The sequence below is a fragment of the Enterobacter cloacae complex sp. ECL72 genome (genome assembly GCF_019056635.1).
Classification (GTDB): domain Bacteria; phylum Pseudomonadota; class Gammaproteobacteria; order Enterobacterales; family Enterobacteriaceae; genus Enterobacter; species Enterobacter hormaechei_C.
Genome location: NZ_CP077659.1, coordinates 1,763,712 through 1,780,399, shown reverse-complemented (window position 1 = coordinate 1,780,399; position 16,688 = coordinate 1,763,712). Strand labels below are relative to the sequence as shown.

At 52.8% G+C, this 16,688-nt stretch carries 17 protein-coding genes; 9 read left to right on the top strand and 8 right to left on the bottom strand.

The window, feature by feature from the left end:
- Positions 1–216: 216 nt before the first annotated feature.
- The gene (locus KTH07_RS08560; protein ID WP_003857237.1) at positions 217–990 is read right to left on the bottom strand and encodes an ABC transporter substrate-binding protein; all 774 of its coding nucleotides are present in this window, start codon (positions 988–990) and stop codon (positions 217–219) included.
- A 10-nt stretch (positions 991–1,000) separates the two neighbouring features.
- Positions 1,001–2,170, bottom strand: coding sequence for a pyridoxal phosphate-dependent aminotransferase (locus KTH07_RS08555; protein WP_032619696.1), 1,170 nt, complete (start codon positions 2,168–2,170; stop codon positions 1,001–1,003).
- A 113-nt stretch (positions 2,171–2,283) separates the two neighbouring features.
- On the opposite strand from KTH07_RS08555, the gene KTH07_RS08550 reads away from it, so the two are divergent.
- Positions 2,284–3,126 carry a LysR family transcriptional regulator gene (locus KTH07_RS08550; RefSeq protein ID WP_015570561.1) on the top strand — a complete coding sequence of 281 codons (843 nt, stop codon included), beginning with the start codon at positions 2,284–2,286 and terminating at the stop codon, positions 3,124–3,126.
- On the opposite strand, the gene KTH07_RS08545 is transcribed toward KTH07_RS08550, so the two are convergent.
- Both KTH07_RS08545 and KTH07_RS08540 read right to left on the bottom strand, forming a co-directional pair.
- A complete protein-coding gene (locus KTH07_RS08545; RefSeq protein ID WP_032634400.1) occupies positions 3,113–4,618 on the bottom strand; it encodes a carboxylesterase/lipase family protein in 1,506 nt (501 codons plus the stop codon). The genes KTH07_RS08550 and KTH07_RS08545 overlap by 14 nt on opposite strands.
- Positions 4,619–4,660: 42 nt before the next feature.
- Positions 4,661–6,004 carry a VOC family protein gene (locus KTH07_RS08540; RefSeq protein WP_032619697.1) on the bottom strand — a complete coding sequence of 448 codons (1,344 nt, stop codon included), beginning with the start codon at positions 6,002–6,004 and terminating at the stop codon, positions 4,661–4,663.
- 227 nt (positions 6,005–6,231) lie between these two features.
- Between KTH07_RS08540 and KTH07_RS08535 the strand changes: the two genes are divergently transcribed.
- On the top strand, positions 6,232–7,155 hold the full coding sequence (locus KTH07_RS08535) for a LysR substrate-binding domain-containing protein (RefSeq protein WP_015570563.1): 924 nt from the start codon (positions 6,232–6,234) through the stop codon (positions 7,153–7,155).
- A gap of 41 nt (positions 7,156–7,196) precedes the next feature.
- On the opposite strand, the gene KTH07_RS08530 is transcribed toward KTH07_RS08535, so the two are convergent.
- The 3 genes from KTH07_RS08530 to KTH07_RS08520 form a co-directional block, all read right to left on the bottom strand.
- A complete protein-coding gene (locus tag KTH07_RS08530) occupies positions 7,197–8,888 on the bottom strand; it encodes a methyl-accepting chemotaxis protein (RefSeq protein WP_023296590.1) in 1,692 nt (563 codons plus the stop codon).
- 159 nt (positions 8,889–9,047) lie between these two features.
- Positions 9,048–10,166: an S-(hydroxymethyl)glutathione dehydrogenase/class III alcohol dehydrogenase gene (locus KTH07_RS08525; protein ID WP_017693450.1), complete on the bottom strand. Its 1,119-nt coding sequence runs from the start codon at positions 10,164–10,166 to the stop codon at positions 9,048–9,050.
- 32 nt (positions 10,167–10,198) lie between these two features.
- Positions 10,199–10,474 (bottom strand): metal/formaldehyde-sensitive transcriptional repressor, encoded by a 276-nt coding sequence (locus tag KTH07_RS08520; protein WP_003857256.1) that lies wholly within the window; start codon positions 10,472–10,474, stop codon positions 10,199–10,201.
- Positions 10,475–11,080: 606 nt separating this feature from the next.
- Between KTH07_RS08520 and KTH07_RS08515 the strand changes: the two genes are divergently transcribed.
- From KTH07_RS08515 to KTH07_RS08490, 6 genes are all read left to right on the top strand, one after another.
- On the top strand, positions 11,081–11,392 hold the full coding sequence (locus KTH07_RS08515; protein ID WP_023303710.1) for a hypothetical protein: 312 nt from the start codon (positions 11,081–11,083) through the stop codon (positions 11,390–11,392).
- Positions 11,393–11,731: 339 nt separating this feature from the next.
- On the top strand, positions 11,732–12,355 hold the full coding sequence (locus KTH07_RS08510) for a hypothetical protein (RefSeq protein WP_017384009.1): 624 nt from the start codon (positions 11,732–11,734) through the stop codon (positions 12,353–12,355).
- A gap of 168 nt (positions 12,356–12,523) precedes the next feature.
- Positions 12,524–12,796, top strand: coding sequence for a YqjD family protein (locus KTH07_RS08505; protein WP_003857263.1), 273 nt, complete (start codon positions 12,524–12,526; stop codon positions 12,794–12,796).
- 187 nt (positions 12,797–12,983) lie between these two features.
- Positions 12,984–13,223, top strand: a complete 240-nt coding sequence (gene ycgZ, locus KTH07_RS08500) for a regulatory protein YcgZ (RefSeq protein WP_003857265.1) — start codon at positions 12,984–12,986, stop codon at positions 13,221–13,223.
- A 119-nt stretch (positions 13,224–13,342) separates the two neighbouring features.
- Positions 13,343–13,642 (top strand): hypothetical protein, encoded by a 300-nt coding sequence (locus tag KTH07_RS08495; protein ID WP_017693452.1) that lies wholly within the window; start codon positions 13,343–13,345, stop codon positions 13,640–13,642.
- Between the two features lie 23 nt (positions 13,643–13,665).
- Positions 13,666–13,944: a biofilm development regulator YmgB/AriR family protein gene (locus KTH07_RS08490; RefSeq protein WP_063161899.1), complete on the top strand. Its 279-nt coding sequence runs from the start codon at positions 13,666–13,668 to the stop codon at positions 13,942–13,944.
- A gap of 84 nt (positions 13,945–14,028) precedes the next feature.
- Here the strand turns inward: KTH07_RS08490 and KTH07_RS08485 are convergent, their stop codons facing one another.
- Positions 14,029–15,486 (bottom strand): EAL domain-containing protein, encoded by a 1,458-nt coding sequence (locus tag KTH07_RS08485; protein WP_023303708.1) that lies wholly within the window; start codon positions 15,484–15,486, stop codon positions 14,029–14,031.
- Positions 15,487–15,771: 285 nt separating this feature from the next.
- Between KTH07_RS08485 and KTH07_RS08480 the strand changes: the two genes are divergently transcribed.
- Positions 15,772–16,656, top strand: a complete 885-nt coding sequence (locus KTH07_RS08480; RefSeq protein ID WP_023303707.1) for a hypothetical protein — start codon at positions 15,772–15,774, stop codon at positions 16,654–16,656.
- The last annotated feature ends 32 nt before the right edge of the window (positions 16,657–16,688 follow it).

Genomic DNA, 16,688 nt, shown 5'->3' with positions numbered 1-16,688 from the left:
CCTTATGGTCGTGTGAATGAGTTTCGCGCGCAGCGAAATGACGGCAAGAAAGAACGCACAGCCTAAACAAAAACGGTTAAGAATCCAATTGTTGGCGGGTGATTATCTGAACAAACCGAGAAATATTTTCTGTCGACCAGAACGGCCTGAAAAAGGGTTAAAGTTATGTATAAAAGAGTCCCGGCTGGACATCAACAGCCGGGACCAACGAGGCGGTTATTTTACGCTGACATCGATACCCGGGAAGTACTTATCAGCCAGTTTAGCGATCGTGCCATCGGCACGTACTTTATCAATTGCGGCATCAAGCTGCTTTTTGGTGGCCTCATCCCCCTTACGCAGCCCAAAGCCGATCCCACTGCCGAGGATGGTGTCGTCCGACACCGGTTTGCCGATAAAGCCAAACCCTTTACCCTGCGGCTTACTGAGGAAACCTGCCTGCCCGGCCGCTGACATGACCAGCGAGGCATCGATGCGACCATTCAGCAGATCTCCCCAGGCCATATTCTGATCTTTATAAGACACCACGGTGACACCGTGCTTTTCCCAGTGCTCTTTGGCGTAAGTTTCCTGAATTGAACCCTGAAGAACGCCGATGGTTTTGCCCTTCAGCCCTTCGGGGGTAGCCTCTACCGCAGAACCGGCTTTGCCCACCAGCTGGGAGGGAATGCGATAGATGGGCTGGGTGAAATCAATGCTTTTGCGACGCTGTTCGGTGATGTTCATCGCCGAGTTTATGGCGTCGAACTTTTTCGCCACCAGACCGGGGATCAACGCATCAAACGAGGTTTCAACCCAGCTGCACTTCAGCGCGGCGGCTTTACAGATGGCATTTCCCAGCTCTACGTCAAACCCTTCCAGCTCCCCTGACGCATTGCGGCTTTCAAACGGCGGATATTCCGCTTCCAGCCCGTATCGCAACTCGGTAGCGGCAAACGACGAGAATGAACACAACAGTCCCATGCCGACAACTAACGCGCGTAATTTCATCTCAAATTCCTTAACGTGGTGTAACCCGACAAAGGGCCTGGGCACCTGCCCGTAACGTCGCCTCATCTTTCGCAAAAGAGAGACGGATTAACTTATTGTCCGTGCCATCGGCATAAAACGCCGACAGCGGAATGGTGGCAACCCCGTACTCGACAATCAGCCTTTTCACCATCTCGCTGTCGCGCTCGTCGCTAAAGCCGCTGTAATCCGCCAGCAGGAAGAACGAACCGGCACTTGGTAGCAGCCTGAACGGTGAGTCGGCGAGCAAACTTTGCAGCAGATCGCGCTTGCGCTGATAAAACGCCGCCAGCGACAGCCAGGTTTGCGGATCGGTCATGTGTTCGGCAAACGCGTACTGCATCGGCGTATCGGCCGAGAACATTAAAAATTGATGGACTTTACATATCTCATCCATCAGCTCCGCGGGTGCCACACAATAACCCACGCGCCAGCCGGTGACGTGATAGGTTTTTCCGAAAGAAGAAATAATCACGCTGCGCTCCGCCAGCTGCGGGTGCGTCGCCATTCCGTGGTGCGGTTCGCCATCAAAAACGACGTGCTCGTACACTTCGTCAGACAAAATGATGATGTCGGTGTGGCGCGTCAGCGCTGCCAGCTGGTGCAGATCGGCGGCTGAAAACACCTGTCCGCTCGGGTTGTGCGGCGTATTGACGATGATCATCCGCGTGCGCGGGGTAATAGCCGCCCGTACTTCATCCCAGTTCACGGCAAAATCCGGTACCGTCAGCTTAATGGCGATCGGCGTCGCCCCTTGCAGACGCACAATCGGCGCATAGCTGTCAAAGGAGGGCTCGAAATAGATCACCTCATCCCCAGGATGAACCAGCCCGCTGATGGCTGAGTAAAGCCCTTCGCTGGCGCTGGCGGTCACCAGCACCTCACTCGCCGGGTCATAGCGTGTGCCATAGAGCGTGGCAATTTTGTCCGCAATGCGCTCCCTGAGCGGTTGCAGCCCGGTCATGGAGGCGTACTGGTTATGCCCTGCCTCCATGGCGCGGGTCACGCCGGTGATAAGTTTTGAGTCGCAGGAAAAATTCGGCGCACCCTGAGAAAGGTTGATGGCGTTATGCCGGGCTGAAAGCTGGCCGATAACGGTAAAAATGGTGGTTCCCACATCGGGCAATTTGGATCGTGTCTGCACCGGCGTTTTCAAAGTCATCCTCTGTCCCTTCTCGTGGTGAATGCATAACTATTCAAACAACAACTTCATTGCCGGGACAATCGAATTGTTGTCATAATAGCCATGACAAAAACGCATAGCTAAGGTGAGATATGTCGCGTCGTTCATTTCCGCTCAATGCCGTAGAGACGTTCATCGTGACCGCGCGTCACCTGAATCTTACCCATGCTGCCAGGGAGCTTTGTCTGACGCAGGGGGCGGTAAGCCGCAAAATCGCTTCGCTGGAAAGCTGGTTCGGCTTCCCGCTGTTCGAGCGCCATGCGCGCGGCCTGCGTCTCTCCTCTCAGGGAAGCGCCCTGCTGCCGGAGCTGCAATCTGCGTTTGAGCACCTGCTGAACGTTGCTGAACAGGCGCGAACGCACCAGACCGTTATTCGTCTGAAAGCGCCTACCTGCGCGATGCGCTGGCTGGTGCCGCGGCTGCTACAGGTGGAGCGCGAACAGCCGGAACTCCAGATTGCGCTGACCACCACCACCGATCATAACGTCAATTTCAAAACCGAATCCTGTGACGCGGCGATTGTGTTTGGGACACACATGAGCGCCGGCGATCTGCTGTTCGAAGAGGCCTTAACCCCGGTGATGAGCCCGGTACGGGCCGGTTCTGCGCTGGAAACTCTCACCTTCCTTCACCCCACGCGGGACAAAACGGACTGGACGCTGTGGCTGGCGAAACAGCCGGGTCCGCCGCCAGCTATGCTCAAAAATCAACACTTCGAAACCATGGATCTGGCCATTACCGCCGCCATTCAGGGGCTGGGCATCGCCATCGCGGATGAAACGCTGGTGGAGGAGGACGTGCGCGCCGGACGGCTGATGCGGCCTTTTGACACAAGCATAAAGACGGGGGCGAGCTACCGGCTGGTATTACGCGACGCACCCGGCCCGGAAAACGGGCTGGATGCGTTTCGCGCCTGTCTGCTCAGTCGAGGCTGACGTGGTGTTTCATCACCCGTTTGAAGAGGCTCATACGGGCACGCATGAAGCGGTTTTCAAGCCGAAAACCTGCATGTTTATTCACACCGATACGTAACAGCACGTCCCGCCCTTTCCGGCAGGCGGGCCAGCGCGTGGGCCCTGCCAGACTATCGCGTGCCCCCGCATCCCGGGCGAAGCTCACCCAGTAGTCCGCCACCTGAGCGGCGAAGGCCAGATCGCGTTCATTTACATACTGCCGCGAGGGTTCCACCTGTCCAAGGGTATCGAACACGTAGGGCACTTCGTTGCCGTGCCAGGCGCCGTTGATGTACGTCGCGTGCTCCGCTTCGGCCACATAATCAAACCAGTATCGCCAGCACAGGCCGCCCGCCCGCTGCTGCGCCTGCATCACCACGTATCCCATAGTGGTGAAGGCCATGTCGCGGCATACCTGCCTGCCAAGTTCCTCATCGCCCTTCACGCCAGGATAAAGCAGCTTAATCAGCCCCAGGCCAAAGCGCCGCTCGCGGCGAAGCTTCTGGATCTGCCCGGCCAGATCGACCCCGAACACCGACATCACGCTGGCTTCGTCGCTGTTTGACCCAATCATCACCGGTACAGGATGCTGGCGGGCCGCGAAGAAAACGTCGAGCATGGCCTCAGGCAAAACGCAATCCCCCACGATGGGCGCAGGGGCGATATTCAGCGGCGAGGTCAGCGGCCAGAACGCCTCAGGCGGGATCGCGCGAAGCTGTTCCGCGGTGGCATTTTGCAGGCCGAAATGGGCGGCAATCGCTTCGCCTTTATGCATGGCCTGCTCGCGTGGCGTGTCCGGCAGCGTGTACCCGCTTTGCACAATGGCTTTATGGAACAGTCCTCGCGCAAGCGGGGAGGCCATCAGCGACAGCACGCTGCGCGCGCCGGCCGACTCGCCAAATACGGTGATGTTCTCAGGATCGCCGCCGAACGCGGCGATGTTATCGCGCACCCATTCCAGGGCCTGGATCTGATCGAGCAGCGCAAAGTTATGCACCACGCGCTCTTCTTCCCCCTCCAGCGCCGGATGGGCAAAAAAGCCGAGGTGTCCGAGACGGTAATTGATCGTCACCACCACCGTGCCGCGCTTCGCCAGCGCCCTGCCGTTATACGGAGGCAGCCCGCCAGCGCCGAGGGTAAATCCTCCGCCGTGCAGCCAGACCATCACCGGAAGCGGATCGGCGCGTGCGACTGGCGACCAGACGTTAAGGTACAGGCAGTCTTCAGAGAACTGGCCGGGATCGCCGCCACCCAGCTCCTGACAGCTTTCGCTGCTCTGCCAGCTGGAGGCGGAGAACGCCGTCGCCGGACGTACGCCATCCCAGCGCGCGGGAGGACGCGGGGAGCGCCACCGCCACTGGCCTACGGGCGGTGCCGCATAGGGAATGCCGCACCACACGTGAGTATCGCCTTCAGTAAAACCAATCAGTGCGCCCTGGCGCGTTTCAACCACAGGGGCGGAGGGATTTTCCATACCAACCTTCTTTTTCCATCACACCCTTGCAGAGTAACGGTTTCAGAGCAAACCGCAACGCTGTTTGCTGCGCGCTTCCGCCTCCTCGTAAAGCGAAAACTCGTCGTACACCGCACAGCCGAGCGCGGCTTCGAAGGCATTGCGGCTGGCATTGCCGTGGCTGCGCGCCTGCGTTTCATTGCCAAGATTCGACTGGAAGATCCCCGCCGCACTGACGGGCAGAAAATCCTCGTAGGTGATGGGCTGTGCCACAACCCAGCCCCGTTCGATCAGCGGCTGCGGATCGTCGCCGGGACGAAATGCGTGGCGATGCGCCTCACCTGTCGGGGTCAGACGGTAGCGGAAATAAGCCAGCCGCTGACGGCGCAGGAACATTTCGCTGTCCGGGAAGGCGCTGAAGATCTCGCGCAGGTGAAGCTGGTGGGTCAGGTTGTCTTTGCCGGTCCCGGCCTGATTTAACAGACTGTCGTACAGCTCGCGCCCTTTCGGCGTAAGGGCCACGCCGCGCTGCTCAATCTCACCGAAACGCGCGGTATGGGTGCCCTTGTGTTCTCCCGCGAAAAGCACCGGCTCCTCCAGCGCCTTAAAGCTGGTCTGGCGCAGGAGGATCGGCACCTCGCGGCGCGGCGGGCCTTCAATCAGAATTTTCGGCTCAATGCCGTACTTCGGCATTAGCTCCTGCACCCGGTCGATATCCAGCGTGCGCGGCGTGAGATGGTTTATATGACACCCCGGGAAACAGACCACGTCGGCAATCAGGCGATGTTCGTTGCTCAGCGCCAGATAGGTTTCCTGATCGACCGTCGCATGGCGATGCCAGCGGAAGGTTTCCAGGGCTTCCTGCACAAATTCGCGCGCCTGTGCCTCAGTAAAGTGTCCCTGCGCATCATGCAGGTCGATCAGTTCCAGGCAGCGCGGCGTAAAGATGTTGCGCCGGGAGAGGATCTCCGCCGCCCTTTCGCGCAGCGCAACGTTTTCAATCAGCTCCAGGCGCAGCAACGAGGTAAAAATGCGAAACGGATTACGGCAGAGCGCTGCATCGTCTGTCGGACGAAACGCCGTCGAGTGGACGGGCACGCCCGCCTGGGAGAGATCGTAATAGCTGACCGGATACATGCCCATAATGGCGAAGATCCGGCGCAGGGTGGAAAGCTCCTGCGCGGTGCCAACGCGGATCGCACCGTGACGTTCAACATTCAGGCGCGCCAGTTCGTCTGCGTTTGCCAGTTGTTCATGTAAAAGTGGGTTATTTTCCAGAACCACCAGGTTAACGTCCGCCACCAGTTCCAGCAAGGTGCCGTACTGCGGAACTTCCTGCTGGTACATCGCCGACATAGCCTGCGAAAAGTGTTCCCGAATATCATCAGCCGTGATGGTGTTCGCCATGATGTCATGCCTCCAGTGAATACTACCTGGAGTGTAGAGAAGCCCGTTCCTTTCGTTGGGAAGAATTTACGAATTGTGATCCAGGCAGACCAGTGGTCAAAGCGTGGGCATTTTCGAAAAACGGTTGTAACTCAAATAGATCAAATGTTAAAAATATTTTGCTATCAGGTTATCAAATTCAAACATCTTAACTTGTCACCCGCGTCGCTCTGTTTTTAACATCGCCTATGGAAAAAAATGGTCTGTTCAGTCAGCGCATACGCTTGCGCCATTTGCATACTTTTGTGGCCGTCGCTCAACAGGGAACGCTGGGGCGAGCGGCTGAAACCCTTAACCTCAGTCAGCCTGCACTATCCAAAACGCTGAACGAACTGGAACAGCTTACCGGAACCCGCCTGTTCGATCGCGGCCGTCTGGGCGCTCAGCTTACTCTCGTGGGTGAACAGTTCCTGACGCATGCCGTTAAAGTTCTCGATGCCCTCAATACCGCCGGTCAGGCGCTCAACCGCAAAGAGGAGTCGGCCAGCGACATCGTGCGCGTGGGCGCGCTGCCAACGGCGGCGCTGGGTATACTGCCTGCGGCGATCGGCCAGTTCCACCGTCAGCAAAAGCACGCCACGCTTCAGGTCGCGACCATGAATAATACCATGCTGCTGGCGGGCCTGAAGTCAGGCGAGCTGGATCTGGGCATTGGGCGGATGTCCGATCCGGAACTGATGAGCGGCCTGAATTACGAGCTGCTGTTCCTGGAATCGCTGAAGCTGGTCGTGCGTCCGAATCATCCCCTGTTGCAGGACACCGTGACCCTGAGCCGCGTGATGGAGTGGCCGGTGGTAGTCTCACCAAAAGGAACCGTTCCGCGTCAGAATGCGGAGGCGTTGCTGCAAATGCAGGGCTGCACGCTGCCTTCCGGGTGTATTGAAACGCTTTCGGCGTCGCTGTCGCGCCAGCTTACGGTGGATTACGACTACGTGTGGTTTGTGCCGTCCGGCGCGGTGAAGGACGATCTGCGACGCGGCGTGCTTACGGCGCTGCCGGTAACATCGCCCGGCGCGGGAGAACCGATTGGGATCCTGACGCGGGTAGATGCCCCGCTCTCTGAAGGCGCGCAAACGCTGTTAAGCGCCATTCGTAAATCAATGCCTCTCTGACCCTAAATGCAGAACCCGCCGCGAAGGCGGGTCTGTCTTACTCAGAACGTTTCCCAGTTATCACCTGAGACGGCCGCCGCCGGGGTTAAAGGCGCGGATTTCGCTGCGGTTGCAGGGGCTGTAGTCCGTCCAGCCCCTGCCCCGATGAGACGAAACGCGCCAACAGCCTCCGTCAGACGTGCGCCCTGCTCTTCCAGCGAGGCCGCCGCCGCAGAAGCTTCTTCCACCAGCGAGGCATTCTGCTGCGTCACCTTGTCCATCTCGGAAATCGCCTGGCTCACCTGAACAATGCCGCGGCTCTGCTCATCGGACGCCGCTGCAATCTCCAGCATAATATCGGTGACGCGTTTAACCGCCTCGACGATCTCATTCATGGTATTGCCCGCCGCAACCACTTCCCCGGAACCCTGATCGATAAGCGACACAGATTCATTAATCAGGCTTTCAATCTCTTTCGCCGCATTCGCGCTGCGGCTTGCCAGGGTGCGGACTTCACTCGCCACGACCGCAAAGCCGCGTCCCTGTTCACCCGCACGCGCCGCCTCGACCGCCGCGTTGAGCGCCAGAATATTGGTCTGGAACGCGATACTGTTAATCACGGCGGTAATTTCAGAGATCTTCTTCGAGCTGGTGGAAATATTACCCATGGTTTTCACCACGCCGGAGACCATCTGCCCCCCGCGGCTGGCCTTACCGGAGGCATCTTCTGCCAGTTTACTCGCATGATGCGCGTTATCGGCGTTCTGTTTCACCGTCGCGGTGAGCTGCTCCATGCTGGCCGCCGTCTGTTCAATCGCCGCCGCCTGCTGCTCGGTACGGGAAGAGAGATCGGTGTTACCCGCGGAGATCTCGCTGGTTCCACGATAGATCTCCTCCGCCCCTTGCCGCACGGTGCCCACGGTTGTCACCAGCGCGTGCTGCATCGTTTGCAGATCGCGCGTCAGGCGGCCAATTTCGCTGCGTCCGGTCGGTTCGTCCGGCATGGTCAAATCGCCTTTTGCGATATTTTCGATACGCGTAGCGGCTCGCTGGAGCGGGTTTATCACCGTACGGCGCAGCACCACAAAGGTGATCACCGCCAGCGCCAGCGCCAGGCCAAACGCGCCGAACATAAACATCAGCCCCAGCCGGGTGCGGGTGTGAGCCTGTGCCGTCAGCGCGTTGGCGCGTTCGGTGCGGATTTTTATCGCCTTCAGCAGCACCGCGTTATAGGCATCGTCCAGCGGACGCGCGGTCTCATTTTCGTGGTTAATAATGGCTTCAAACATGCCATTTTTGGCATATTTCAGCATCGGCTGCATACCGGCGATGTAGGCGTCATAGCGGGCTTTCAGATCGCCATCCAGCGCTTCATCAGCCGGGGTGCGAACGGTGCGCTTCATATAGGCGGCAAATCCATCCTGCGACTGCCTGATGCGGGTCTCAGCCTCAGCGATGTTTTGTTTCATCGCTTCCATCTCCGCGATACGGCTCGCCGCCCCCGCGTGGATCATGTTGATACGGGCGGTACGTAAATGGTTGGAACTGTTTGACAGACCGGTGCGCACCTGGATTTCTGCCGTGACATCCTGCTGATCGTTATCGGCCTGGAGCAGGAAATAGCCTGCCAGACCCGAGCTCAATGCAAACAGGAGAATAATGCCACCGAGAATGGAGGAAAACAGCGGAACCAGCCGGATGTGATGCAAGAAACTCAGCTTAGGCTGCGCCTGCATCGATGTTGTGTTGTCCATGACCGTCGACTCTCTTATAGGTAAGATGCGTAATAACACGCCTGTAAAAGAGTCATCGGCACGCCAGGGAATTAAATTACGTCTAAAAGCGCCGGACAGGTCACACTTTAGAGAAGATCAGGGAAGAAATGCCAGCGGAAAAAACCGCTGGCAGAATAATCAGTTGTCGCCGAAATGGATAACAGTGCGAATGGATTTTCCTTCGTGCATCAGATCGAAGGCTTCGTTGATCTGCTCCAGCGGCAGGCGGTGCGTAATGAACGGATCAAGCTGAATTTTACCGACCATCGCATCTTCAACCATGCCCGGCAGCTGAGTACGGCCTTTCACGCCGCCAAATGCTGACCCGCGCCATACGCGCCCTGTCACCAGCTGGAAGGGACGGGTTTTGATCTCCTGACCCGCGCCGGCCACACCGATAATGATGCTCTCGCCCCAGCCTTTGTGGCAGCACTCCAGCGCTGAGCGCATTACGTTGACGTTGCCGATACATTCGAAGCTAAAGTCCACGCCGCCGTCGGTCAGCTCAACGATCACGTCCTGAACCGGTTTGTCGTAGTCTTTCGGGTTGATAAAGTCGGTCGCCCCCATCTCACCTGCGAGCTTAAATTTCTCCGGGTTGGTATCCACAGCAATGATACGCCCAGCTTTCGCCTGTACCGCGCCCTGGATAACCGCCAGACCGATCCCGCCCAGGCCGAACACCGCCACGGTGTCCCCCTCTTTCACTTTCGCCGTGTTATGCACCGCGCCGATACCGGTGGTGACACCGCAGCCGAGCAGACAGACTTTATCCAGCGGGGCCTGCGGATTCACTTTCGCCAGTGAGATCTCGGCGCACACCGTGTATTCGCTGAAGGTGCTGGTACCCATGTAGTGATAAATGGGCTCGCCGTTATAGGAGAAACGGGTGGTGCCGTCCGGCATAAGTCCTTTGCCCTGCGTGGCGCGCACGGCCTGGCAGAGGTTAGTTTTGCCGGATTTGCAGAACTTACACTCGCCGCACTCTGCGGTGTAGAGCGGGATCACATGGTCGCCGGGCTTCAGGCTGGTGACGCCTTCACCCACTTCCACCACCACACCGCCCCCTTCGTGGCCGAGCACCGCCGGGAATACGCCTTCCGGATCGTCACCAGACAGGGTAAACGCATCGGTATGGCAAACGCCGGTGTGGGTAATTTTGATCAGCACTTCGCCTTTCTTCGGCGGAGCAACATCAATTTCAACGATTTTCAGCGGCTGGCCTGGGCCGAACGCGACAGCTGCGCGAGATTTCATGATGTCTTTCCCTTGTTGTGAGGTGTGTGGGTTTATTTTAGATAAGAGCGCAGTAAATGGCCGACTTCCGCCATCCGCACTGCCCGCTGATCCGGGGTGGTCTCCCCCGTCACCAGCTCATCTTTGAGGTGAATTTCGACCATTTCCCCCATCAGACCATTGGCAGCGCCGCGCACGGCGGCAATTTGCTGCAAAATGGCGAGACAGGGATCGCCCGATTCCAGGGCGCGTTCAAGGGCATCAACCTGGCCCCGAATGCGGCGGACGCGGGTCAGAATACGTTTTTTATCTTCGGGTGAATGCGGCATACGCCCTCCTGATACTATAGGGGGGTATTGTATCTGTTAATACGATTTTATGTAAACATGAAGTTTAGTGTGGGTTTTAAGTAGAGCCGTAGGTAATGTGAAAAATCAGCGTCTGGAGTTAATATTGGTGACTCGTTGATATACCAGAAGTGGGCAATCAGGTGCGTCATGAGCGAAAAGTAGATTGGATAAATCCATGGCAGACATGCACTGTCCCTTTAAAATTAACGTGTTGGTTGTTCTTGTTATTAAGTGTAATGCAAGTGTGGTACAGATGAAGTCATACAACGTCATTCTCCCTTAAAAATCCTACTTTTAAAGACTTGTGCAAGCACACTACCCCCCACTAAAGAATGTAGGTGTCATAAGAATACGAAAAAGAATAGACTAATACATGTTGGATATATTTATCTTTGATAACATTTAGCCTGTAGTAAACAAAATAAGTCGGATACAGCATGTTCGGACAGAAAACATTGCTGAAACTGGTTCGGATCCGGTTTATCTAATAGAATTTCTATACACTTTGATAAATATTACTATCACAATTGGGTTTTACAAATTGAATTCGGATCACAACGCTTCATCATTAAGGAATGACTAAGTATGAAAAGAATTGTTCTCGCCTCTTTGGTTGTAGCTTTTTCGTTATCTGCTAACGCAAATCAATTAAGCATTGATGACCAAATTAATAATGCTTGCGCTAAGGCCTTAAGCGGTGACAAAGAACCTTTGGGTGACTTCCCGCCAGATAGTTATGCTGCAACAGTCAGTCCGAAAGTTAAAGATGCTTACAACGAAGTTTTAAAATCTCGGTCCTCTATTGTAAACGATCAGAGTTTACAGAATGCAACCAGTTGCGCCAACCTTGTTAGAGATAAACTGAAATCAAAAGGTGAGTACACAGAAGAAAAATAATTGCCAGGGTGGAGAAACAGCATTTTTTGTGGAACTGAACGCTTTCTCTATCAGAGTTCGTTCTTAAGAAAATATCGACAAGATAGTTCCGCAGCTGTGTTTTCCACCTCTCGCTGGTCCCTCAATACCCTAACATCCCGTTGCCTGAAGGCACCCTCCGTAATGACAGCGCCCGCCTAAACAGCACAGACGAGGCTGACGATATTTACACTTTCGTCTCGTCGTGATCAACCCTATTTAGCTCAAAATGTTAAAAATCCGCACTTATATGGCACAATGTGAACAGAAATAACATTCTCGTCACCTAACATACTCGCTACAAACAAAATGGTGGTGTTAATGATTGTACTAAAGAGCTTTTTATTCTTCGTTGGCGCAGCAGCCGCTTGCGCACTTATTGTACTGTGTCTTTGGGTTGATATGCGGTTTGTCGGCCATGATATTCCGGAATTATCACTGACCGAAATTATGCAGGAAACGGTATTAGCGACTATTGTCTTTCTCCATTTTCGTCTGGCGAAAATGGACGAATCCATGCGTTACTGTAATATTCTGGTGGGCGGATTTTTCCTGACAATGCTAATTCGTGAACTGGACGCGCTTTTTGATCTCATTTCTCATGGGAGTTGGGTGTGGTTCGCGCTGATTACCGCTCTGCTGGCGTTAATTCGCCCCGTTATGCATTTTCGCGCTACCCTGGAACAGCTGGCAAAATATACCCAATCCCCCTGGTACGGCATTCTGTTGAGCGGCCTGCTGGCTGTACTGGTCTTCTCCCGCCTCTTTGGAATGCAGGTGCTGTGGCACGACATCCTGGAGCATGGCTATATGCGTGTCGTGAAAAACGCCGTGGAGGAAGGTTCGGAATCATTCGGCTATATGCTGTGCCTGGCCGCATCCCTTGGCTATTACGTTACCTTTCACACTCACGCACGGCAGAAACAGTCTCTTCGCGCTGCGTAGAGAAAGATGGCGAGGGAAATATTTATCAACGACATTTTTTGGACGTTATGGTGGTCATGTAAGAAAGACATGTCCTAAAAAGGGGCAATCTGCCGTCGAATTCAGCGAATTCTCGCTCACTGCTGCAATCAGCGTCTATTCTTAGACTACCAACAAAAGGAGGCTGGAATGTCTGATTTCGACACTGATAAAAATGCACAGTACGCTGGCGATAAAGCCAAAAACAAACTTGATGAATTATCCGGCTCTGCGCAGCAGCAGTTTGGTGAATTCGTTGATTCCCCTAAACACCAGGTGAAAGGTGCAGCGAAAAAATATGCTGCCCAGGCCAGTGATGCCGTCTCGGATGTCACTGAAGCCGTCAGAAACAATCCCTTAACGGGCTTAATCGCTGCGGGTGCGGTAGGTATCGTTCTGGGACTTCTGCTGGGACGTAAATAATTTCAGGCCCTTCGGGGCCTTTCCTTTTCCCCTCTTTCCTGCTCTTTCCCCCCCTATTGTTGATAGTTTTCCTGACAAAAACACGATCCATGTGAAAAGTTGTACAATTTTAATGTACAGATTTGATCGAATAGTATAAATTCAATGCCACTGATGTTACAAAATTGTTTGTTAACGGTGGAAAATTATGCGTCGCAACCATGCTCCCTCTACAGCAGAAAGCGCTATCACCTTGTATTTTAACAAGGATAACGTCCCTACACAGCAGGAAACCCTTGGTGCCATCGTCAGTGAGATCATCAAAGAAAATGTACAACTGAGCAGAATGACAATCTGTACAAAGCTGTTGCGCAGAATTGAAGAGTCAACGTCTGACGTTGAGAAAGCGCACTATAACGGTCTGATAGCCCTCTTCTTCGAGCGTTAACCTGAACACTGTTTTTTTAACTTACTAAGTTAGTCATGCTGAGTGAGAATAGAGCTCCTGAATGCGATGACTAACCCCATGCTACAGCCTGCTGCGTGTAGCAGAGTGAGATTGAAGCTATGCATAGAACTAAATTTGAACGACTTAAGGATGACCTTATCGGTGAGGCCGTATTATCCATACTGAAAGAGAACGGACCTATTACCTTTGTGTCTCTTGCTAATCGCCTGCGGGCGATGGCTAACGTTGAATCAAATGATGAACGTAAAAATGCATTGATTGCCGCTGAAGATGAAGTGCGCCAGCGTGTAACCGGCGTCTCGCACGACCGGGGAAGAGTGATGGGCGATTATGAAATTGGGCGCATGCGCTCTCTCTTTACTCACAACACGCTTCTGACCCCAGACAAGAAACACTAATTTTAACCGAAACGGTGACCACCATGAGTAAATCGATTATGCAGCAGACGTATAATTTTGAAGCCCTGCACGATAAAGAACTGGCGGAACATTTTCTTAATGCTGGAAAGCATCTCAGTGGTGAGGTTGAAGTGTTGGGCTCGGCAATACGCTGTATTATGCTGACCGGTGACAATCTCTCAAATAAAGAGATTATCCTGCAACTGATTCACGCCCTCGAAATTACCGAGGAGCCCGAAGCCTGCGATGTCATTCGAAACACGCTTGAAATTGTTGTCGGTTTTACGCGCGATGATATCTGATAACAGATTATTGCCCTGGTGAGTGACTGTTTTTGCTGGTGGTCGAAGAGTTAAGTCTGTCGTACCACCAGTATAGTGAAGCCATTAACTAAATAGCCGTACCATTCGATCCAGCTCATCTTCTTTAACCGCCCGGGAAAGATAATATCCCTGGAAGCGCTTAACCCCTAATGCGACAAGTTTTTCAAATTTTTCTTCGCTATCGACGCCTTCCGCAACGCATTCCCTTCCCGTCATGTCGCTGTATATCTGTATCGCTTTAATAATGCTATTGTCATTGTCGTTAGCAACAAAGTGCTCAACTATATCACGGTCAAGCTTCAGTCCATCAACATTAATCTGTCGGATGGGTAACATAGCGTAATTTCTGGAAAAGCAATCATCCAGAAACAGCCGGCATCCCTCGGCGCGTAAACGCTGGAGAGTGACAGGAATATTTGGATCCTTTGTTACATCAATGGTTTCAGCTAATTCGAAGACAAGTTTCCCGGCCCACTGCGGTTTCAGTAACATTTCAACGGCTTTTTTCGCCATTCCCGGCAGCGCGTTCCCGGCAGCCAGTTGAGGAGGAATATTAACCGAAAAATAATATTTTCCATTGTATCTGTTGATACCTGATACGGCCGCGTGAATGACTAACGCCGTCAGCTTGAGCCAAATTTCGCCATTTTTTATCCCATCCAGAAATTGGCCTGGTTTCAGGACCTGACCGTTTTTATGCCAGCGCAGCAGAATTTCAAAGCCCACTCCTTTTTTATCGCCATCGGTAATAATTTGATAAGCCGCAAAGATTTCCCGCTTATGTAACGCCTGCAATATATTTATTTCTGCTTCCGAAAACCCCTGCGTTTTGTTCTTTACTGCACAGACCTCATCCCTTAAGACACGTGCATCGCTAAACCACACTCTGATAAGATATAATTTACCCAACCCCACTTTACGATGAGTATAGATGGTTTTATCTGACAAACCTAACCTCGCTGACTGCTCTTTTATCGAAATACCCCGATAAAAATTCAGCAATACGGTTAACTCACGTTTTGTTAAACCATGCAGGCTTTCCTTACCTTCCTTCTCAGGTCCTTCACGCAATAAACGTGACGAATCGGCATGCACATCAGAAATACTCTCTACACAATTCATTACCTCTGAAATATTCGCCACCCTGATCCTCGACAACGATTTGGTATTATTAACGAGACTTTTCAGCGTGGCATAAAGCCATCTCTCTGGTATTGCACCATACAGGGTCACGCTACAAATAACCGGCAGTGCATTCAGAACCGAGACCAACCGTTTCAGGCTTTCAAGAAAGGCAGCGACGTCGCGACCAGGAAAAACAGAAACTTCAGGCTGTTGATTTTGCATCATTTTTTGCACATCACCTGAGCAAACTTCATCCTCTTCAAAATGGAGCCGCGTGGCGTTTACGCCACGAGACTTCAGAAGCAGGCTATACCCCTCGAAGGTGAAACCGCAGGCTGAAATAACGAATCGTTGCTTGTAGCAAGTACCTTGCATAAAAGGTAAGTTTTGAGACATAACCTGCTCCTGAGAATGTAAATATCATTCCCAAATGTGATTAAAGCCAATATTCTTTGTCGCATTGAATAATTTTACCGCACCCCATTTGGTTAATAAACCGTTATCAATGTTATGCACGGGAACATCTTTGCGTTAATCAACCCACTCATCCATATGCAGCATAAATATTACTTTCTTTTCATATAACGACAGTAAATATGCACTTCACAAGGTATAATGAAAATTCCGAAAAAGAAGACCAGACACTTCATCTTATCGGCCCAGACAAAAAGAGAAAATGCTATGGATAATCACATTTCATCCAGGGCTTTGCTACATCGAAGGGATGTTATTAAAAACAACCCGCGATTTGGTGAAGCTATAACAGAGCACTACAGAATTAATGATGCCATTTATAAAAAACAACCCTTGTTCTACAAAACGATGCTTCAGGAATCACGCTTCAACATAATACTGTCAATGTGTTGTTTTGTTTTTGGTAATCAGGCTGAGTCAGTTTCAGAGATAAAGGCACTGTGTACCCGCTATAATATCGCCAGTCCTAACAGTGTTATCGCGATCATCACCATACTTAAGACCACCGGGCGAATTAAGACCTGGCGCTGTACCGAAGATCGCCGAAAAACAAAAATCGCGCCAACGGAAAAAGGACTGGATGAGCTGAAACGCTATATGTCCGGGGCGTTTACGCCTGTTAGCATTCTTTTTCCGACATTCAATATAAATGCTAACCTTCTGGACAATGATATTCTGAGGCACAATTTTTTCCGGCGCGCCGCAGAGTACCTTTTCCGCGGATTAACATTCAGGAAAGTGCTTCCGGAGGTGGGTTTATTTATTGATAAGGATGGTGGCCGAATGATTATGCTCTATCTCTATTTGCAGGCCATCAAAAACAAAACAGCACATGGTGCCATAATAGCGTATTCAGCCAGCACGCTGGCAAAAGAATTTTTCGTTTCGCGTATTCATGTTAAACGGATTATCAAATCGGCGCAGGAGGCAGGTTATCTTAAAGATCGCGGCGATGGCCGGATGTCAATTTACCCGGCCTTTATCGAGCTGGTCGAAAATTATGCCGGATTATATTTTGCGTATGTCACACATTACATCAACGTGGTACCAAAAGAACGACGCCATGCTGTCAACATGACGCCTACACTCTGATCTGACGGGCGTTCGGTTTGCTGAACGCCTTT